At 41.1% G+C, this 19,839-nt stretch carries 18 protein-coding genes; 9 read left to right on the forward strand and 9 right to left on the reverse strand.

Annotated features, from left to right (window positions below):
• Positions 1–151 precede the first annotated feature (151 nt).
• On the reverse strand, positions 152–1,285 hold the full coding sequence (locus H5164_RS06325) for an endonuclease/exonuclease/phosphatase family protein (RefSeq protein ID WP_182755306.1): 1,134 nt from the start codon (positions 1,283–1,285) through the stop codon (positions 152–154).
• 388 nt (positions 1,286–1,673) lie between these two features.
• Here H5164_RS06325 and H5164_RS06330 point away from each other — a divergent pair, with 388 nt between their 5' ends.
• The 3 genes from H5164_RS06330 (at position 1,674) to H5164_RS06340 (ending at position 3,210) form a co-directional block, all read left to right on the forward strand.
• A complete protein-coding gene (locus H5164_RS06330) occupies positions 1,674–2,282 on the forward strand; it encodes a CIA30 family protein (RefSeq protein WP_124018071.1) in 609 nt (202 codons plus the stop codon).
• A 24-nt stretch (positions 2,283–2,306) separates the two neighbouring features.
• A complete protein-coding gene (locus H5164_RS06335; RefSeq protein WP_124018072.1) occupies positions 2,307–2,912 on the forward strand; it encodes an HAD family hydrolase in 606 nt (201 codons plus the stop codon).
• Positions 2,913–2,994: 82 nt separating this feature from the next.
• Positions 2,995–3,210, forward strand: coding sequence for a TIGR02450 family Trp-rich protein (locus tag H5164_RS06340; RefSeq protein ID WP_124018073.1), 216 nt, complete (start codon positions 2,995–2,997; stop codon positions 3,208–3,210).
• Positions 3,211–3,435: 225 nt separating this feature from the next.
• On the opposite strand, the gene H5164_RS06345 is transcribed toward H5164_RS06340, so the two are convergent.
• The 4 genes from H5164_RS06345 to slyA all read right to left on the reverse strand — a co-directional run bounded on the left by H5164_RS06345 (position 3,436) and on the right by slyA (position 7,204).
• Entirely contained in the window at positions 3,436–4,320 is an 885-nt protein-coding gene (locus tag H5164_RS06345) for a tetratricopeptide repeat protein (RefSeq protein WP_220487507.1), read from the reverse strand.
• A gap of 179 nt (positions 4,321–4,499) precedes the next feature.
• The gene (locus tag H5164_RS06350; protein WP_124018075.1) at positions 4,500–5,525 is read right to left on the reverse strand and encodes a DUF2955 domain-containing protein; all 1,026 of its coding nucleotides are present in this window, start codon (positions 5,523–5,525) and stop codon (positions 4,500–4,502) included.
• A gap of 139 nt (positions 5,526–5,664) precedes the next feature.
• Positions 5,665–6,723, reverse strand: coding sequence for an HlyD family secretion protein (locus H5164_RS06355; protein WP_124018076.1), 1,059 nt, complete (start codon positions 6,721–6,723; stop codon positions 5,665–5,667).
• Position 6,724: 1 nt separating this feature from the next.
• On the reverse strand, positions 6,725–7,204 hold the full coding sequence (gene slyA, locus H5164_RS06360; RefSeq protein WP_182755618.1) for a transcriptional regulator SlyA: 480 nt from the start codon (positions 7,202–7,204) through the stop codon (positions 6,725–6,727).
• 685 nt (positions 7,205–7,889) lie between these two features.
• Here slyA and H5164_RS06365 point away from each other — a divergent pair.
• Positions 7,890–8,804, forward strand: coding sequence for a L,D-transpeptidase family protein (locus H5164_RS06365; RefSeq protein ID WP_124018098.1), 915 nt, complete (start codon positions 7,890–7,892; stop codon positions 8,802–8,804).
• A gap of 109 nt (positions 8,805–8,913) precedes the next feature.
• On the opposite strand, the gene H5164_RS06370 is transcribed toward H5164_RS06365, so the two are convergent.
• A complete protein-coding gene (locus H5164_RS06370) occupies positions 8,914–9,696 on the reverse strand; it encodes a polymer-forming cytoskeletal protein (protein ID WP_182755308.1) in 783 nt (260 codons plus the stop codon).
• 112 nt (positions 9,697–9,808) lie between these two features.
• Between H5164_RS06370 and zapE the strand changes: the two genes are divergently transcribed.
• Positions 9,809–11,002 (forward strand): cell division protein ZapE, encoded by a 1,194-nt coding sequence (gene zapE, locus H5164_RS06375; RefSeq protein ID WP_182755310.1) that lies wholly within the window; start codon positions 9,809–9,811, stop codon positions 11,000–11,002.
• A gap of 47 nt (positions 11,003–11,049) precedes the next feature.
• Here zapE and H5164_RS06380 read toward each other — a convergent pair whose 3' ends face one another.
• Entirely contained in the window at positions 11,050–11,334 is a 285-nt protein-coding gene (locus H5164_RS06380; protein WP_165870174.1) for a DUF3081 domain-containing protein, read from the reverse strand.
• A 259-nt stretch (positions 11,335–11,593) separates the two neighbouring features.
• Here H5164_RS06380 and H5164_RS06385 point away from each other — a divergent pair, with 259 nt between their 5' ends.
• Positions 11,594–11,887, forward strand: a complete 294-nt coding sequence (locus H5164_RS06385) for a sodium-dependent bicarbonate transport family permease (protein ID WP_182755312.1) — start codon at positions 11,594–11,596, stop codon at positions 11,885–11,887.
• 206 nt (positions 11,888–12,093) lie between these two features.
• Here the strand turns inward: H5164_RS06385 and H5164_RS06390 are convergent, their stop codons facing one another.
• Together H5164_RS06390 and glnE are read right to left on the reverse strand one after the other, a co-directional pair.
• The gene (locus tag H5164_RS06390) at positions 12,094–13,077 is read right to left on the reverse strand and encodes a sensor domain-containing diguanylate cyclase (protein WP_182755313.1); all 984 of its coding nucleotides are present in this window, start codon (positions 13,075–13,077) and stop codon (positions 12,094–12,096) included.
• A gap of 83 nt (positions 13,078–13,160) precedes the next feature.
• The gene (gene glnE, locus H5164_RS06395; RefSeq protein WP_182755315.1) at positions 13,161–16,010 is read right to left on the reverse strand and encodes a bifunctional [glutamate--ammonia ligase]-adenylyl-L-tyrosine phosphorylase/[glutamate--ammonia-ligase] adenylyltransferase; all 2,850 of its coding nucleotides are present in this window, start codon (positions 16,008–16,010) and stop codon (positions 13,161–13,163) included.
• 163 nt (positions 16,011–16,173) lie between these two features.
• On the opposite strand from glnE, the gene H5164_RS06400 reads away from it, so the two are divergent.
• Genes H5164_RS06400 through H5164_RS06410 form a run of 3 tightly spaced genes read left to right on the forward strand, consistent with a single transcriptional unit; the run spans position 16,174 to position 19,813 of the window.
• On the forward strand, positions 16,174–17,136 hold the full coding sequence (locus H5164_RS06400; RefSeq protein ID WP_182755317.1) for a hypothetical protein: 963 nt from the start codon (positions 16,174–16,176) through the stop codon (positions 17,134–17,136).
• Positions 17,137–17,149: 13 nt separating this feature from the next.
• Positions 17,150–18,049: a DUF350 domain-containing protein gene (locus tag H5164_RS06405; protein WP_124018082.1), complete on the forward strand. Its 900-nt coding sequence runs from the start codon at positions 17,150–17,152 to the stop codon at positions 18,047–18,049.
• Positions 18,050–18,052: 3 nt separating this feature from the next.
• Positions 18,053–19,813, forward strand: a complete 1,761-nt coding sequence (locus H5164_RS06410; protein ID WP_259395232.1) for a polyamine aminopropyltransferase — start codon at positions 18,053–18,055, stop codon at positions 19,811–19,813.
• Positions 19,814–19,839 lie beyond the last annotated feature (26 nt).

Below are 19,839 nucleotides of genomic sequence, written 5' to 3' on the forward strand. Positions count from 1 at the left end.
ATCAATGGATTAGTCATTTAATGATGAAGCCATAGGGTGAATACAAAAAAAGCGCTGATAAATATCAGCGCTTTTTTATTAGCTCAATAAAACAACTCTATACTGAGCCTGTGGATTTTATAACATTTGATAAATTACATAATAAATATCATTAACTGCGTACGCTAAAACTCATCATCACAGGTGCATGGTCTGTACTGTCACTATCGCGTTCATAGTCAGGTCGAACGAGATGGCGATCAAACGTTTTATAATCAATTATATGAGCAAGATTTTGTTGCTGAGTTGGATTAAACTCACTCGATACTAATATGTAATCAAGCACAGAACCACTGTTGCCATAGTAATGTGTCGGCTGTCTAACCGAATGGGGTTGCTCATCAACTAATGCGCTTGATTCAAACTCATCTTGGGCCAAGGTCGCATTACACTTGGTGGCGGCAATAAACAACTCATAGCTGTCAAACAAACTGCTTTGGTGTAATTCAGCCATCAATGACGTTTCGCCTAACTTAGCCAGCCCAGGGTCTTCAATATCACTGCGAAACACTCGTAATTGATTATTAAACGCGGCTAAGAGTTCACTCCCCATAGTGTCATTAAAGTCACCCATTAACATGAAAGGTTGCTGACTTTGTTGTCGTCTCATTAACATTTGATGGCACAACAATGCCGATTCACTGCCTCGCTGTAAACTCGATGCCCAGCGCCCAAGCACTTGCCTTGCTACAAAATCTGCACCGCCATGTAAACCACTTTCACTGATATCGTCGCGACTGACACCGCTACGCTTAGACTTAAGATGAATCACATAACAATCACATGGCCCAAAAATAGGTAACTGTATGGTTGCTCGAAGTGGTTTACGGCTAAAACTAAATGACTCAGCTAAACCTAATTGATTGACCCATTGCGGATCTGGCACGACATTAACCGAATCGATAATAGGATACTTAGATGCAATCGCCACGACTGGACTTCGATACACATAGTCACTAACCACTTCAGGTAAATCTAGTGCCACAAAATATTCATACCCCAGAGACTTAGTCAGCACAGCTAAGGCATCGGGACTAAACACTTCTTGAAAAGCAATAATGTCAGCTTGAGATTGGTTAATAAAATCACTTAACCAGGCACACTTTTTTTGCCACTGTTTATCACTATAGATATTTTCAAAATCATAAAAAGCATAAGGCGGTTCAATAAAATTAAATAAATTAATGCTTACCACACTAAAGGTAAGCGCGGCTGACTGAGTCGATAACCCACCGTTTACGTCCAAAATATCTTGTCCCTCAGGTCTATCATCTGTTGATATGATTGCTCATCATCGAAGATAAATAGCCACTTAATAAAACCTATACCAAGGGTACTGACAAGATCCCAACTTGTCGAATATAACTCTCCCCCAGATGGGAAGGATCTGGCATTGAAAAAGAACGGTAAAATAAGTGAACCTAAATTGAATAGCACGCGTAATAAATAATAGTTAAACCGTTAGATGACACCTGGTAGACCAAAGCCCGATACGTTAGACCCCATGTAGCAAGACCCGATGCAGTAAGTAACATTATCCTCCGTAAGACCCTTTATGGCTTATCCCTCACCCTGATAAGCCATTTTTTTATGGTCTTTGGAGCGATATATCGAACGATAATGAATAGGAGTATATGATGGTATTACTCAATACACAGGACGGGCATATTAGCCGAAAAGTACCAATAGGTATTCGAACTGTCGCAGGAATTTTACTAATGTTTGGCCAACCCGCATGGAGTGCCAGTGAGGATAATATGTTATTTCATTTTACTGATCCGAGTCACTTTACAAAATGGTTAATCAATAATGACACTGTAATGGGCGGTATTTCACAAAGCAAAGTTGAAATTAACCAGCAAGTGTTGTTATTTACAGGGTCTGTGTCATTGGAAAACAATGGCGGGTTCGCATCGATAGAGTCGAATTATAAGCATCCAATTATCGATCAATCAGAGCTTAGTCTCACAGTTAAAGGCGATGGTAAAACATATCAAATACGCCTAAAATCACCCAACTTATCGTATGGTGAAGCGTATGTAGCGAATTTTACCACTCGGCCAAATACGCTAACGCAACATACTTTTATCCCTGCTGATTTTACCGTTAACTTCAGGGGACGTAAGGTTGCAAATGCACCAGCATTAGATTTTAATGACATTGATCGGGTTGGCTTTTTAGTGGCACAAAAACAACAAGGTCCGTTTTTAATTGAGTTACACTCAATGCAATTTAACCGATAAATATAAATTAGATAAGGGTATTAATTGAATTTACCAATGCAAATTAAAGGTATTATTTTTGACTTAGACGGTACCTTAGTTGAATCCAGTTTAGACTTTAACTTAATTCGTCAGCAAATTGGTTGTCCTGATAGTATCGATCTCCTTAAATATGTCGACGAGTTAAGCTGCAAAGACACTCAAGCCAGCGCCAATCAGATTATCCTTGATCATGAATACCAAGATGCAATCAATGCCAAACCGATTAAAGGCATGGCAGAGCTGATTAATGCTATTGAAGCGGCAAAACTCCCCACTGCTATAGTGACTCGTAATAGCCTTGCCGCCAGTGCAATGAAAGTAAAACAGAATAATATCGCCATCAATCACGTATTGACCAGAGAAGATTATCCAGCAAAACCGGCCCCGGATGCACTGCTAGCGATAGCAACTCAATGGCAAATTTCACCGCAACATATTATCTATGTCGGCGACTATTTATATGATATTCAGGCAGCTAACAATGCCGGCATGATAGCTTGTTTTATTAATCATGGGGTTGATAGCGAATATCAACATCTCGCCGATATTATTATCAATGATCTAAGCCAATTGCAGCAGTTATTAGTTAGTCACTCTCACAATGATTAATACCAGTACTGATTAGGTACGTCATGAGCCATAACATGAATATTAATATAGGCATCGAAATACTGAGAATAGGAGAACGAATATGAACCCAATTCATCCTAAGAAATTACTCAATAGCAAATGGACCAAGGTGAACGTGGTTCAGAAACTGAAGCATTTTAGCATCAGTAAAGTGGAATATGACGAGCAGCAAAACGTCATTGAATGCATCATAAGGGCAGAAATGAATGCACAAGAGTTTGCTATTGACTGGCGCAACCTTAAAGATCCGCAACAGTGGAAAATTGGCTGGCAATAATCTATTGCAAAACATATTCATTATGACGTTTGTAAAATAAAAAGTGACTCTTGCTTATGCAAAACGAGTCACTTTTTTATATCAGCGTTAAATAAACGCTGATCAAACTGCTTGTTAATGTGTTAATTATGACATTAACGACAACCTGCAATTGCTCTGTCATTAGTCATACTTGCAACATAACGCGTTTGTCATTGAAACTAATTATTCTATTTAGCTCAGCTATTATTTTATGATAAATATTGAACCTTCAAGTCTGAATTGAAGTGTTTCTAAGCCCCAATCAGATAACATGACATCCTGGATTCGTTGACCGTCACCTTCACTACTACATCCCCACATTTTTGCACATGTTTGTCCGGCTATATTAGATCCAGTGCCTTTTGATGTGTCAGGGATCATGTGGTTCAACTGTGTGATATGCGAGCCAAACATGTCTTCAAATGTATCCATTTGTACGTCAATGGTTTCCATTTCACCTTGAGGAAAAATGATCGCTGCAGTTTGTTCATTTGAACCCGTTTTCTCAGGGGTTAACGTGACAACATCTTTTGAAATTAAAGCATAAAGATTGCTCAGAGGTAAATCTTTAGTAGATTCATGCAGATAAAGTACTTGCCCATAATTTCTGGCGGCAAGATTCTTTTCTTCATAAGCTCTAGCAAGGTATTGATCTGCAAGTGCCAAATCTTGTTCTACCATGCCACCACCTAAATACATTTTACCCAATAAATACGATGATTGAGAGTGGCCCATCTTTGATGCGTACTTTAAAAACTCAACACCTTCATCGACATCTTTCAAAGGAGTATCTTGTAAATACAAAACGCCCGCTTTATATTTTGCATCCAGTACGCCATATTTACCTGCACGTCGGTACCATTTTAACGCCATGTCTAAATCTTTATCGGTACCATAACCGGTATAATAGAATTCAGCTAACATGGCCATCGCTGAGGAATGGCCTCGTTTAGTTAAAATTCGATAGGCTTTAAAGTATTCAATACATTCAGAAGTGTTACACTCAGGCAATTGATTTGCTTGGCTTTTAAATGGGGCGAAAGCGAGAAAGCTCAATATTAAGCTAAAAATAATAGTATTTTGTTTCATTATGTTAAGTCCTTTTTATATACCATCCATTACTATTAGCATTTATATAACAAATGTCTATAGTAATTATGTCTATAAAACTAACCGCACGCTGCAGCTAAAATCATCAATTAACTACTGAATAATATCGATAAACGAATATACTCAAATTAGATCGATTTACCGCACACATCTATCGTTCAACCAAATCGAGTCGCTGCAAATTGATTCAATAAGCGATGCACTAAATAACACAATAATAAAGTTGCCACTATTGCCACTAGAATACTACTGACTCGATACAAAGCACTAAATACTAGATCGTTATTGGGGGTTAAATATTGGCCAAATAGTATGCCTAATGTGGTCATGGCGCCAAACCCCACTCCTGAGCCACTCGCCTCTCTCACATGCACTTGGCTAAATAACATTAAGCCTATCCACAATAGCGGTATGACAAAAATCAGTTGCCCAGACCAATCATAAAGTAACCCTTGCCCTAGTAAACCAAAGGTCACTCCAAGTAGGGTACCGATAGCACGCTTGCGGGCATAGCCGAGTGCACCATTCCAATGCATGGGGAATAACAATAATAAGGTGGTGGCTTGAGCTGACATAGAGTCTCGCAAGTTAAATACCTGAAAAACCACAAATGATGCTGTCGCAATTGATGCACCGAGTAATGCTTCATGACGCATACGATTAGACGCTTTAGCAACCGATGCCATTGGCGGACGTGGTTCAACATCTGGCCAAAGAGCGGTCATAGCGTAAGCAATGATGACAGATGCTGCCGTCGCCCAAAAATTATTAAAAATAAGATTATTAATATCGACACTCGGATAACTGGCAAAGTGCAGCATAATGCTTAAGCTGATCACCCCGTTAGCGCCGAACAAAAACAAACTGCCTCGTGACATTGCCGCAAATCGATACAGAAAAAGTATAAACACAATTGGCAAGATCATGCCTGGATGAGTACCAAATAAACCACCTAGAATACCCACCTCAATTCCAGCCATCACCGATGATGCTAATAGTTGCCGCATTGCATGGGCATTCATCACTGGTACTAAACCCAACAGTAACATTGGGGTTACGGTAAAAAATACTCCATAACTTAGGTCGAAAAATTTACAAATAGCAAACCCAAGCGTTGCGCCTGTTGCAATGCGAAGGCATTGACGTAAATCGTTTGTAGTCAAAGGACTGTGGCGTAGCAACATGTAAAATACCTTCGCATTGGAGAGAATACGGCACCCTAAATCACCCACCCTAATAAATGGTTTGTTCAGTCAACACTAAAAAGTGGTAACCAGCTATAAGTATGGATTAGGGAAATAATGATTGAAGTTAATGCTTCATTTAATAAATATAGTGCAGCACACTAATGACTTTAATTTGTACCTTGGCCAAAAAACCGAGAAAACTGCTATTGGGCACCAATTGCACCGTGGCGCGAGCCCCTGCAGGCAATAGGCTAACGGCTTGTTGATCGAGCTCTAAATGTAAACGTAAGCGCTGGGCATCACGTACCCATCGCACCGACTCTTGGGGATCAGCCAAGCGGCCATTGGCATCAAATTGTCCGGCACTCACACCTGCATCAACAGAACTCACTTTAGCCGAGTATAAATGGCCAGGTTGGCCATCAAATGAAACCAGCGCAATTGATTGTGGCTCAATACCTTGTAAACTTTTCTCTCTGAAATCAGCAATAATATCAACGTTTTCTGATACGAGTGCTAATAAAGGCTGACCGACTGTAGCAAAGCTACCGACTTCTAACTGTAAGTTAGTGACAACCCCATTTTGATCTGCGCGAATTTGAGTATATGACAAGTCTAACTCGGCTTGAGCTAAATGATTTTGAGCTTGGCGAACTTTTAAATTATCCGCGCCGTTAAACCCACGACTAACGATTAACTTAGTTAAGCGAGCTTTAGCGGCAAGTAAGTTAGCTTCTGCGGTTGCGGCATCATTTTGAGCTTGATCGGCTAACTGCTGCGATACACCGCGTGTGGAATAAAGAGCATCAATACGCTTTGCCTCGCTGCTTTTTTGCTGTGCATTACTTTGATTTGCTTGCACGTCGGCTTTGGCGGCTAATATCGATGCATCGAGTTCTGCATTATCTTGTTTTGCTTGCTCTAAGGCTAATGTTGCTCGCTCAACCGCTAACTCATAAGAGGCTGAATCGATACTAAACAACACATCACCTTCGGCCACAAATTGGTTATTTGCGACCTTAATAGAGGCTATTTTTCCACTGACTTGTGGTGTTACCTTGGTGACCATCCGTGTTGCCATAGCTTGTGGCGTCATTGGCATGACAGCATCGGCAAACATAAAGTAACCGAATACGAATACAAACATCGCAATCGATATTTTAACGAGACGGGCAAATTGTTGATCTGGAGTCATGTTACTTCTCACTAAAAGGGTCATCAGTCTGATTAAGCTTAGCCATAGCATTAGCACTAATCAGACTGATCACACGTTCAAATTCATTTAATTCTTGATGACTAATGCCATTGAGTAATTCAGCACGGATTTGCATAATCCGTGTTTCTATTTGCTTCAGAATGTCGGTTCCCTGAGGGGTCAAACTGACAATTCGTGCTCGCTTATCAGTATCGCAACAACGCCTTTTAACATATCCATGTTCTTCTAATTGACCCAAAGTGCGCATTAATGATGGCAATTCTATTTCTAACGCGTCGGCGAGTACTTTTTGACTGACGTTATCGCCTAAGCGTAATAGCTTCCACAGCGCGGTCCAGCGAGGATGAGTTAAGCCTAAAGGAATTAATTCAACATCTGCGACAGTGCGCCATAATCGATGTAACCGGCCGAGTTGCTCAGCAAGATGTAGCTCTTTTAATCGCTCTAATTCTGTAGAAATCATATTAAGTCACCACTTAGTTAGCATGCTAAGCATTATAACTGGTTAGCATGCTAACTAAAAGTGCAACAATTTATTTTGATGAGGAATAAGCAGAGTAAAAAAATAACCAATTGATATATACATTAAAAATAAACATTAATTTAAATAAATGTTTACTAGTATCTGGTTTTACTGTCGTCTTGTACGTACTTTGGGGATTCATCGAGGACATCTTTTACTGCAATTTTCCTCGGTAAATACTGAGATAGCTATATAGGCAAAAATCCAAATACATATTTTTAGATGCGATAGGAGCGTAACCCAGCATCGTTAATTAAAGAGGCTGAAAGTGTGCATCATCGCTTACGGTGTTAAGGCCGATTGCATAAAATACCCATAAGCTTAAGTCTTATAAAAAATCCATTTAAGAGTCATTCTTCCACAAAATAGTCACTCAAATAGGTTATAAGTTAGCGCTAAAAGAACATCAGTTGCCAACCGCTCCAGACAACTTACATCAGCTTACTAAACGTTTAAGATTTAAATAACGAAACAGGAAAAAATCAGTTGAAATATTAAGCGTAATAAGTGAGGATGCGCGCTAATAATATGTACTAATGACCAGTACAAAATAGTCAAACTTGGTAAGATATTGTAGTCTGACTGGTATAACGTCTGTTTTTGGAATGATATAACGCTTATGATGAATTCGTTACGCACTACTTTAATTGCAGCAACGGCTATGGTACTCAGTTTTTCGAGTGCTGCTGTTGAATATCGTCTACCTGCTAAAGGCAGCAATTTAGTCGGTGAAAATCAATACTATGTTGTTCCTGAGGGCAAGTTAACCCTAGAACAAATCGCCTCAAAATTTCAGCTCGGATTAACTAACTTATTAGAAGCAAACCCTGGCGTGGATCCTTTTTTACCCAAAGCCGGTAGCACTTTATTAATCCCACATCAGCTAATTTTGCCGAACACTAAACGTGAAGGCGTAGTGATAAACAGCGCTGAAATGCGTTTATATTATTTCCCAAAAGGAAAAGATATTGTTGAAGTATTGCCTATTGGTATTGGCCAAATAGGTAAAGACACTCCAGAAAAGTGGGTAACAACCATTCAACGTAAACGCGCAAACCCAACGTGGACACCAACTGCTAACATTCGTAAATCTTACGAAGCAAAAGGAGTGACATTACCAGCGGTATGGCCTGCAGGCGCTGATAATCCAATGGGTTTGTTCGCACTGTATGTGGGTAACTTATATGCAATCCATGGCACTAACGCCACCTTTGGTATTGGTTTACGCGTCAGTTCTGGTTGTGTTCGTTTACGCGATGAAGATATTGAACATTTATTTAATACCGTGCCAGTAGGTACTCGTGTTGAATTTATTAACCAACCCATTAAAGCGACTGAAGAACCTGATGGTAATCGTTATTTAGAAGTTCATCAGCCGCTATCACGCACTCAAGCTGAGTTTGATTCGACTGAGCCGGTAGCATTATCATTTGATAAAGAAACCACTCGCTTTGTTGCTCACCCACAAACTGACTCATTTATATTAAAGCGATTGCTAGAGCAACGTACAGGTATGCCAACTCGCATTAATCCATAAGTAATATAAAAATATTTGGCTGTATCAAAACAGCATAAAATGGTTTTATTACTCCACTAAACACTGTGGTTAATAAAACCATTTTTTTATGGGTTTAATAAAAAGATGCTTACTTATCTGGCGTGCCAAACGCTGGCTCGATTTGTTCGACATCGTCACTCGCTGTTTGGCTATCCCCCATAGCTTCACTGGTTTTAGCGAGTTCATGTAAATCTTCCATCGCCACATTAATATCACTTTGACCAGCCCCCATCAATGCTTCAGCTTGATCGACAAATGAAGTCTGTTGATCTATATCTTGAAATAATACCTCTGCATCTTCTGCTGTTGCAGTTGATTGTGAGTATTGCTCTACGCTGGCTTGATTGTTGTCAGATGACAATATTTGACCACGATTTAATGCCGAGCTAATGGTTGGTTGTAATATTGTGCCGGCAATAATCAAAATAGTCGCAACTGCGGCATAAGTGAATTTACGCCCTGAAAAAACCGAATGAGTAACACTAGCCTGCTGCACCTGTTGATGTGATGATTGCTCTGCTTCAGCTTGTGGTAACTGCGATGCATCAGGACCTTTAGTGCGCATACCGATGAATTGACCGCCATCATAAATTTCCATCTGATGACTCGACACTTCACCTTCTACAATACCCGAGCTGACAATAATTAACTTATTGCAATGTAACTTGCCTTTAAATAATCCTGACACGCGCATCTCTTGGCAAAAAACGTCACCCTCAATCACGCCTCCCAGCTCAATTTTGATTTGATCAGTAGAGTTAATAGTACCTTTAGTGTGGCCAGCAACCATTGCAGGACCTTGAATACGTACATTACCTTCTAATGCCATATCCGCACCAATATAGGTCATCCCCTTATTTTTATGATTCATGTCTGGGTCCTTGTTAGGATTAATACTCAGGGTTCACGCTCAGAGTTAATAGATTGTTATTTTTGTCACAAGAGCTTAAAGGAAATACGCACCATAATAAAGGCAACAGTTAATGGTATACTACTCAGCTCAACAATTTAGCTTAAGTGTTATGTCGCCATTACAAGCCTATCAGCAGCGCATTAAACAAAACATGCTTGATGATCCTGCGCAACAGCAAGCAGTACTCGCCTTAGATTCGCTCTATCAGCAATGTCTATCAATTAACAAAAAAAACCGCGGTTTATATTTGTGGGGAGATGTTGGTCGTGGGAAAACCTTTCTGATGGATCTGTTTTATCAAAGTTTGTCTGAGCAGTACCTATATAGCCCGCAGTCTGAAGCAAATAAAACCGTATTACGTCTTCATTTTCATCGTTTTATGGCTATGATCCACCAGCAATTAAATCAAACATCGGGGATCCGCGATCCATTAGCTCATATTGCTAAGCAAATTGCAGCCAAATATTCTGTCATTTGCTTCGATGAATTTTTTGTATCTGATATCGGTGATGCCATTTTACTTGGGCGATTATTTGAGACATTATTTCAGTCAGAAGTGACCTTAGTTGCAACGTCAAATGTGCCGATTGTTGACTTGTATGAAAACGGATTACAGCGCGATCGTTTTTTACCCACTATTGATCTGCTTCTACAATATACCGAATCAATCCATTTAAATGGTCAAATTGATCATCGTTTACACGCTAACGCCAACATATTAACGACTACACCACCTTGGCTAAAACAGCCATCATCAATGGCGCCCGAGGTTGTTTTTCAACAGTTATGTCAACAATACCCACAACCCCATGCGAGTCTCAAAAACCTGCCACATTCAATTGAGGTATGCCATAGAGACATTGCCATTATGGCTATACACGGCCAGCTTGCTTGGTTTACCTTTTCAGCCTTGTGCCAGGGCCCACGATCAGCATTAGATTATATTGAACTCGCGGGACAATTTAGCCATATCTTACTCAGCGATGTACCGATATTAGGCGGAGAACTACGAAGCTGGATTAGAGCACGTGGCACCGAAGATGGTTCACTAGCAACCATCACAGGCGAGCGACAACTGTCCTATGCCAGTGAGGATGATCCAACCAGACGCTTTATTAGTTTAGTTGATGAACTATACGATCAAAAAGTGATGTTAATCCTCAATAGCAGGTTTAGCTTGGAAGATTTATACATTGATGGGGCATTACAATTTGAATTTAGACGCACTTACAGTCGCCTAATCGAAATGCAACAATGGGCGTAAAGTATGTGATGCAAGGTTATGAGTGCTTAATAACCTTAATGCTTTACTCAAGATGCTTGGAAATTTTCAACGTCATTAAATCGACGTAAAAAATTATCGAGCGCATCATTGGTAGGATATTCGAATTGATACTTATTGTGAAAAAACACCGTTAAACTAACTTGAGCATCAGACAAGGTAATGGTGTAGCCATCGTGATCCGTTTGGGCACTAATACCACACAACCAATAATCATGGCCACTAAGACCATCTTCAAGCGCACGTTTTTCGCCATATTGAGTGACTTTGTTAAACACTTTTAACGCACGATGAATATCAATTTCATTTTTCATTACAGGCTCTACCATTAATATTGCTATGTTCTTATTCAACGATACTATACGCTAGCAATACTTAATAGATCAGTACTTCACAGATCTGCTATTAATAACTATAACAGCCTAGATTTATTCAATATTACTGCGCCATTTTGATTTAAAATATTTCACTTTGTTATGACTACAAGGCAGCATCACCATAGTTTATAACAGATAGAAGCGATAACATGCTTAGTACTATGATGGCTTTTTTGTCCTCAGTTTAAATGCAGGATTGATCAAGTCAGATTTAAAAGTCCCTAAGGCGACCTGCGAAACCTTATCCACTTTGTTAATGCTCATACTAGGAATAACAGAGGGCATGACAAGGCAAAAAAGTCATTTAGCGATCACTAAATGCCGTCTGTTATTGCGCTTGGATTTATTATTCTTCTGCGTGTGTATTCAATGCTACGCCAACTTATCAAATTGCCGCAAAAAGAAGCCATTAAGGCGGCAATACCCTATGCCAATATTGGCTTGGCTATGCTGGTATCGCTTGAGACAGTACTCGCAATTAAAACTTTGATTTTAAATGAAATTTGTTCGTTATCGTTCACTAGATATTAGGCTAAGCCATCGATAGAGGTAATCTGCTGAGTGTAGATAAATTAATAATTGAGTAAGTTGAAATGAAAAATAATAGTAGTGACAGGACATCAGCTTTTACTAAGATTAAGCACAAGGATATATCCATTATCGGCGAGTAATTCAGCATCATTCATGAGTAACAGGCTATTTAATTACCGTTTCGTTTTTCTGGTGATGTTTTGCTTTGTCAACAAACATGGCTTTATCGACAGTCACCAAATATTCATACAAGGATAGTGCCTGATTTGCTTGTCGATGCACCACACCTTTGCTGTAAGTTAATTGGTAAGGTTTAGCATTGTGCTGGTTATGCTGCTCAACAGACTGCTGGAACCTGTGTAATACATCATTGACAATAGTTTCATCAGTTTGACTCAGCAATACCACAAATTCATCACCAGCAAATCGCGCAATAATATCTGAGCCACGAAAACTGCTGACTAATAAACGGGCAAAGATTTTTAATGCGTTATCTCCTTCTTCATGACCAAATGCGTCATTAATAGATTTAAAATCATTTAAATCTAAAAAAATCAAACAGGTGTTAAAGCCGAGCTTATCACTGCGGGCCATTGTTCTATGAGAAAGTAACTCAAAGCCGCGACGATTAAAAATACCCGTTAACGCATCCAAAGTATTTTGTTTAATCGATAACAGCTCATCTATAACAATATTGCCAAGATCTTCTAAAGTTGCTTCATCATCTTTAGAAAAGGACCTCGGCTTGTCATCAATAATACACAAGGTTCCGACTATCACGCCATTAGGCATAGTTAATGGATAACCGGCATAAAATCGAACATTAGGTGGCCCGAGTACCAGTGGGTTGTCGGCAAAACGCTGATCTTTTAGCGTATCAGGTACAATGAAAATGCCATGCTGATTAATGGCGTGACCACAAAAAGAAATATCACGTTGGGTTTCGCATACATCTAATCCTTGTGAGGATTTAAACCATTGACGATCGGCATCAATTAAACTTATCACGCTAATCGATACTGAAAATAAGCGTTTTGCTAGCCGAGTGACACGATCAAAGCGATCTTCAGCTGCGGTATCGAGCATATTTAATCCTCGAAGCGTTTCGAGTCGAGTATGCTCATTTTCAGGTATCGGAGCCAGAAGCATTAAAAGTCCAACTTAATCAAATAACACCAGTTTAATAAGACAGTTATAGAACTAAATATCGATCTTAACCACTTCATTTAGTATCAAATGTGTAAAATATTATTATAAATTTCAATGACGCTATCAGTTTTGGGTTGCACGCTTTGCTGCGGTAATTTACCGGGCAATTGCTGTAAGGTCAGTTCATGATTCTCATCACGCAGCCAACAGTAAGTTTGAGTTAAATGCTGAGCTTGCATTACCGGCAATAATTCCAACTCGGCTAACACTTCAAAAATGCGCACATTATCAGACCAAATAGTTAACTCGTGATATTGATTCGCATAGGCTAAGACTAAATACTGGGCTATAAATTCAATGTCCGCAATACCACCTGCGCTCTGTTTTAAATCAAATATTGTTGCTTCTGCTTGAAGTAAATGCTCGCGCATTTTTGTGCGCATATCCCTAACAGCTTTAGCCAACTCCACTTTATCGCGCTCAATTTGCAACACTTGCGCACGTAGTTCACTAAAACGACCCGCAAGTGAATAATCACCAAACACAAAACGAGCGCGCACTAAAGCTTGATGCTCCCAGGTCCAAGCCTCTTGCTGCAAATAAGCACCAAAATGCTCAATTTCACTAACTAATAAGCCTGATGCACCCGATGGGCGTAAACGCATATCAACTTCATATAATTCACCAGACGTGGTGCGGGTAGCAAATAAATGCACCACACGCTGAGCAAGCTTTAGGTAAAAATGGCCATTATCAATAGATCGTTCGCCATCTGTACTCCCAGAACCGCTGTGACCGTGTAAGAAAACCAAATCTAAATCAGAACCATAACCCAGTTCAATACCGCCAAGCTTACCGTACCCAATCACTGCAAACCCCATATTACTTGGGCTTGTTCCCTTAGGCGTGCCATGGCGAGACGCCACCTGATGCCAAGCTTGCAGCACGACTTGCTCAATAATAGCTTCGGCTAAAAAGGTTAAATGATCGCTGACCTGCATGACAGGTAAAACGCCTGTGACATCAGCCGCAGCAATCTTGAGTTGTTGAGACAATTTAAACTGGCGCAGCGCTTCCATTTGCTGCTCCATGTCATCTTCTGGTACTCGTAATAAATATTGGCGTAATTCGCTCGGATAATCATCAATCGAAGTGATGTCATACAGTTGCGACGGGTCAATAAGCTCATCGAGCAACATAGGAAAATTAGCTAGCTCACGCGCAATCCAGGGGCTTGCACAACATAAACTGACTAATTGTTGTCTGGCACCCGGGTTTTCACATAAAAGCTCAAGGTAAGTGGTTCGAGTTAATATTTTATCTAGCACGTTGGCAACGGGCTTAAAAGCTTGACTCGGTTTCGCCTGATTAACCAATTCCTCGAGTAATTTAGGCATTAATTTGTCTAAGGTTTCACGCCCTCGAGGTCCGATAGAACGTTTTGACACCATTTGATGCCATTCACTTAATAACGGCCATAATTCGCTATCATCGATTTGTTGTTCTTGCAGCAAGGCATTAGCGTCTTCATCTTGCTGCACATTCCAAAATAATGATGTCCAATGATCATTCTGTTCGTGACTGTCAGTGCCACCGACCGTGGCATTAAAATGGCCGTGAATGGTAGCCATCGCAGTATTAATCTTTTGACGAAGTTCTGTTTCGTTTTCAATATCTAATGGATAACAGAGCCGCTGCCAATCAAGCTCATTGTTGGGCAGAGTTTGTGTTTGTTTATCATCTATAGCTTGTAATAAATTCTCCACCCGACGCAAAAGAATATAGCTATGTTTAAGCTCATCAACCGCTAAATATTCCAACTGCCCAAGGCTGTACAAGGTATCAATGGCACCAAATAAACTTTGTTGCCGCAATGCGGGTTCGCGGCCGCCACGGATCAACTGAAAACTTTGCACTACGAATTCGACCTCGCGGATCCCTCCCGCGCCCAACTTAATGTTATCGGTTAACTGGCGACGCCTGACTTCTTGAGCAATAAGTTGCTTCATTTTACGTAGTGATTCAATCGCAGAAAAATCAATATAACGGCGATATACAAATGGGCGTAATAAATCATGTAGCTCGTCACAATAGCCAGACCAAGGGCCCAATACACGAGCTTTAACCATGGCGTAGCGTTCCCAATCGCGACCTTGTTCTTGGTAATAATCTTCTAGACCACTGAAACTGACGACTAACGGACCACTTTCTCCGTAAGGCCGTAAACGCATATCAACACGAAATACAAATCCATCAACCGTCACTTGGTCGAGTAAATTTACCAAGCGTTGGCCCATGCGAATAAAGAATTGTTGATTGGCCTGAGTACGTCTTCCACCTACCGTGTCACCATGCTCTGGAAAGGTAAAAATTAAATCAATGTCAGATGAAAAATTAAGTTCACGGCCACCCAGTTTACCCATACCTAAAATTAATAAAGGTTGCGGCTTACCTTCGGCACTCATGGGGGTACCATATTGCTGACACATTTCTTGATATAACCAATCTCGTCCAGCAATAACCAATGCTTCGGCCAGTGCTGATAAATCGAGTAGAGATTCTTCTACTGGGGTGTAATTTAAAAAATCACGCCATGCTAAACGCACCATTTGTAGATTACGATAACAACGTAAGGCTGACTTAACCTGCTCTTCTTGAGTTAACTCAACTAACAGCGAATGTAACTGAGCATCAAAATCACTGCGCACCACATCATCTAATAGGCCATCAAATAACTGCACAATCCATTCTGGATGACGACAAAGTTGCTCAGCAATATAATCACTCAAGCCAAATACGACTTTTAGCTCTTGCTGCTGCGAGGGGGGCAGTGCGGTTTTAGCCTCAGGCCAACTGTCGCAGAGTCTTAACCAGTAACGATCTGCGCTGTCTAACATAGCGGCAGATAATACCTTGTTACCTTGGTTTTGCATGGCAATAATGATCCCTAAAGAAAATGAACGTTGGACATATTATGTCGTGAATGGTATATCTATTAGTCAGTAAAATGATCAGATTAATATCATTGATACCCAGATTACTATAACCTGTGTCATATTGAATTAGCACATGAAAAATCTACATTTTGGAGAAAACATGGTAGGTCACCTCCCCCGTGTACTCATATTGATAACGGTATTGTTTGCCACGTTAGCCCTTAGCGGTTGCGGTGACGACCGACCGGAACAAATTGCTAAGTACCAGCAACTGACCCAACAACGTCTTGATCTGTTGGCCAGTTCACTCGACAACAATCAGCTGCGTAATGCGACGTTACTTAAACAATACACCAGTATTCTCGCTCAGCGCCAATCAGACTTAACACCTTTACTCGAAGAGTTGGCAAAAGATGCCGGCACTGAAGGTCCAATGTTTCAGTCATTAACGCGTCGTTATAAAGACTTAAACGATAGCGCTAACTTTATTGATTTAGACCAGCAACTGGCTGAAGCCCAAAATGTTTATCAAGCTGCAGACAGCAGTTTGTATAATGATATGCTGTCTGATCCGGTCAATGTTGTCGCTGATATGTCTAATGGCCAACTGGCCAGAGTCAATGCAATCAGCCGTGAAGCCGAAGCGCTCGCGAATGGAACCGACGTCGGTGGTGCAGGCAGCCAGCTAGTGGGTAATCCTGCTTATGGTAGCTGGCAAAACAATTCAAGTGGCACATCGATTTGGGCTTGGTATGGCATGTATGCGATGTTTTCTAACTTCACTCGTCCAACAAGTTACGACCGTTGGGCGGGTAACCGTGGTTACAGCTATTATAATGATGTAGGACGTTACCGTTATACCTCTCCAAAACAAGCCACTTCGCAAGCAAAAACCTTTGAACAAACCAAGAAACGTTTTGACAGCCAGGGGAAGCGATTTGACAGCCCTTATGCAAAAACTCGAACAGGTTCTACAAGCTTGTCGCGTCAAAGTGCTAGCGCACCCAAAGCCAGTAGTACCACTCAGAGCGCGAGTAGAAAATTTCGTTCGAGCTATTCAAAAGACAGCAGTTTCCGTAACTCAAGCAGCCGCACTAGTCGCGGTGTTAGCCGTGGAAAATAGGTAAGGACTCACCATGACATTTTTTCAAGAATATGGCTTAACTCAACATTTGGCGATTATCTTAGCCATTGATTTAACCATCGCTATCGTTTTACTGACGCTAATGCGTTACTTGCAAGGCTGGAGTGTTAAAGTTAACAGCAGTGCCGAGCTAGCAGAACGTGACAATTTCGCCTTTGGTATTAGTACAGCAGGTGCAATCGCAGCATTGGGCATTGTGCTTACCGGCGCCATAACTGGCGAGGCAGCACCGTCTTATTTAACCGAAGCGATTGGCATGTCGGCTTACGGTTTATTTGGTTTAGTACTGATTAAATTGGGCCGTTTTTTACACGACAAAATCGCCTTAAATGAATTTGCGAAAAACGCTGAAATTCTCAAAGGTAATGTCTCTGTGGCTGTGGTTGATGCGGCGGCGGCTATTGCCACTGCCATTATTATCCGCGCAGTATTAATGTGGGCAGAAGATATTACCATCGATACCTTCATCGCTATTTTCAGCGCCTTCTTAATCTCGCAATTAATGTTAGTTATTCTCACCAGACTGCGCGAAAAACGTTACGCTCAACGTAATCAAGGTGCGTCAATGCAACAAGCCTTAACCCAAGGCCAAACGGCATTAGCATTGCGTCATAGCGGTTACATGATTGCCATGGCGTTAAGCTTTAACGCCGCAAGCCATTTCATTGCATACAATCCAACGGCTCACGTCAGTAACATTATTGGTTGGTGCGTATTTTCACTGATTATGTTGGTGGTATTATCGCTATTGATAACCGTGGTAAAAAAACTGGTATTGGCCGGTATTAATCTTGCCGAGGAAGTCGAAAAACAACAAAACATCGGTATCGCAGCCGTTGAAATGGCGATTAGTATTGCCGTGGCTCTTATTCTTACGGCGTTAATGGCTTAATTTATGACAACACCTTTGCTCGATGAACTTCCCGCTAACACTACACCAGGGGGCTCACAGCAAAGTTCCCCGCCATCCCGTCAAGTATCGTGGTTTGATGATGCCTTATTACTCGGCATCATGGCCTCGTTGGCGGGATGTGGTCTCATTTATGAATATCTATTATCTCACTATGCGGGCCGAATTCTTGGCGCACTAGAAGCAGCTATTTACACCATGATAGGCTTGATGATTGTGTCTATGGGTGTGGGAGCCTTTGCTGCACGGAAAATTAAATGCGCTTTCACTGGCTTTGCTATGCTCGAATTAACCGTAGCACTGTGTGGCTCATTTGCGATTATCGTTACCGCGGCCGTAATTGGCTTTGGTCAACAACTGCCATTAACCATCGCCAATACTTTAGGGCTGCCGCCGGATCACCTACCTAATGGTGGCTTTATTGCAAGTTTGCAAACCCTTAGCGCATACCTACCCTATGTTTGGGGCGTACTGCTGGGGTTAATGATTGGCATGGAAATACCGCTGATTGCCCGCGTTCGGCAATCTTTGTCTGAAGCACACTTACTGCATAATGCCGGCACCATATATGGTGCTGATTACATTGGTGCGGGCATAGGTGCCGCTATTTGGGTCGGCTTTATGTTGGCCATCGATATTCAACTGGCTGCAGCACTCACCGCCAGTGTTAACCTCATCGCAGGGCTAATCTTTATTTGGCGTTTCTGGTCAAAAATCAATCATGTTAAATTGCTGCTCATAGGCCATATTATTGCCAGTGTGGTGATTGGCTTATTGGCCGTTAAAGGCCCTAGCTGGGAACAGCATTTTAATAACCTGTTATATAAAGATCATGTGGTGTATGCCAAAGCAACGCGCTTCCAGCAACTCAATTTTACTGAGCGTCTGCGCGGAGGTGGTTTACCGCCAGTTTATAATTTATACATCAATGGCCGTTTGCAATTTTCGAGCAGCGACGAACACATCTATCACAGCTTTTTAGTTCACCCAACATTAGCAGCCAGCGCACGGCACGATAATGTGTTAATTATTGGCGGTGGTGATGGCCTAGGGTTAAAACAAGTACTCAAATGGCAACCTAAAGCCGTTACTTTAATGGATTTGGATAAAGACCTATTAGCCTTATTTAAATCGCCACCAGCAGATATGCCCAAACGCTTAAGCGATGCATTATTAGCATTAAATGGCGATGCGTTAAACGATCCACGCTTAACCTTAATGGTCGATGATGCGTTTAACGGGGTTGATAAGCTGATCCAAAAAGGTCAAATATTTGATGCCATCATTGTCGATTTGCCTGACCCAAGCCACCCAGACTTAAATAAATTGTATTCAGATTTATTTTATCGCAAGCTCAATGAATTACTCAGTGCAGATGGCGTGATCACTGTGCAGTCAACGTCACCTTATCATGCGCCAAAAGCGTTTATATCGGTGGGAAAAACCCTTACTGCAGCAGGATTTAATGTAAAACAGTATCATCATAATGTGCCGAGCTTTGGGGAATGGGGTTGGAGTATCGGCAGTAAGATGGGCAAAAATCCACAACAGCGATTAGCCGCCATCGATAATATTCCGGTGCCAGAAGAATGGCTTACTCCTGGGCTTATCCATGGTTCATTTGAATTCCCTAAGCATTTTTATGCCGATATAGACAAGATCAAAGTGAACGAAATTGGTTCACTGCAGCTGTATTACTACCATTTAGCAGCTTGGTCAGAAAATGAAGTAATTAATCTTTTTTAATTGGACCAGATAGCGCTTGACATATT

This window comes from Shewanella sp. SG41-3 (assembly GCF_014164545.1).
Taxonomy (GTDB): domain Bacteria; phylum Pseudomonadota; class Gammaproteobacteria; order Enterobacterales; family Shewanellaceae; genus Shewanella; species Shewanella vesiculosa.

Bases quoted from the DNA above. Each gene is read 5' to 3' on its own strand.
- H5164_RS06330 (WP_124018071.1), top strand. From the start codon at position 1,674: ATGATGGTATTACTCAATACACAGGACGGGCATATTAGCCGAAAAGTA.
- H5164_RS06340 (WP_124018073.1), top strand. From the start codon at position 2,995: ATGAACCCAATTCATCCTAAGAAATTACTCAATAGCAAATGGACCAAG.
- H5164_RS06345 (WP_220487507.1), bottom strand. From the start codon at position 4,320: ATGAAACAAAATACTATTATTTTTAGCTTAATATTGAGCTTTCTCGCT.
- H5164_RS06350 (WP_124018075.1), bottom strand. From the start codon at position 5,525: ATGTTGCTACGCCACAGTCCTTTGACTACAAACGATTTACGTCAATGC.
- H5164_RS06355 (WP_124018076.1), bottom strand. From the start codon at position 6,723: ATGACTCCAGATCAACAATTTGCCCGTCTCGTTAAAATATCGATTGCG.
- H5164_RS06365 (WP_124018098.1), top strand. From the start codon at position 7,890: ATGAATTCGTTACGCACTACTTTAATTGCAGCAACGGCTATGGTACTC.
- H5164_RS06370 (WP_182755308.1), bottom strand. From the start codon at position 9,696: ATGAATCATAAAAATAAGGGGATGACCTATATTGGTGCGGATATGGCA.
- zapE (WP_182755310.1), top strand. From the start codon at position 9,809: ATGGTATACTACTCAGCTCAACAATTTAGCTTAAGTGTTATGTCGCCA.
- H5164_RS06380 (WP_165870174.1), bottom strand. From the start codon at position 11,334: ATGAAAAATGAAATTGATATTCATCGTGCGTTAAAAGTGTTTAACAAA.
- H5164_RS06390 (WP_182755313.1), bottom strand. From the start codon at position 13,077: ATGCTTCTGGCTCCGATACCTGAAAATGAGCATACTCGACTCGAAACG.
- glnE (WP_182755315.1), bottom strand. From the start codon at position 16,010: ATGCAAAACCAAGGTAACAAGGTATTATCTGCCGCTATGTTAGACAGC.
- H5164_RS06400 (WP_182755317.1), top strand. From the start codon at position 16,174: ATGGTAGGTCACCTCCCCCGTGTACTCATATTGATAACGGTATTGTTT.
- H5164_RS06405 (WP_124018082.1), top strand. From the start codon at position 17,150: ATGACATTTTTTCAAGAATATGGCTTAACTCAACATTTGGCGATTATC.
- H5164_RS06410 (WP_259395232.1), top strand. From the start codon at position 18,053: ATGACAACACCTTTGCTCGATGAACTTCCCGCTAACACTACACCAGGG.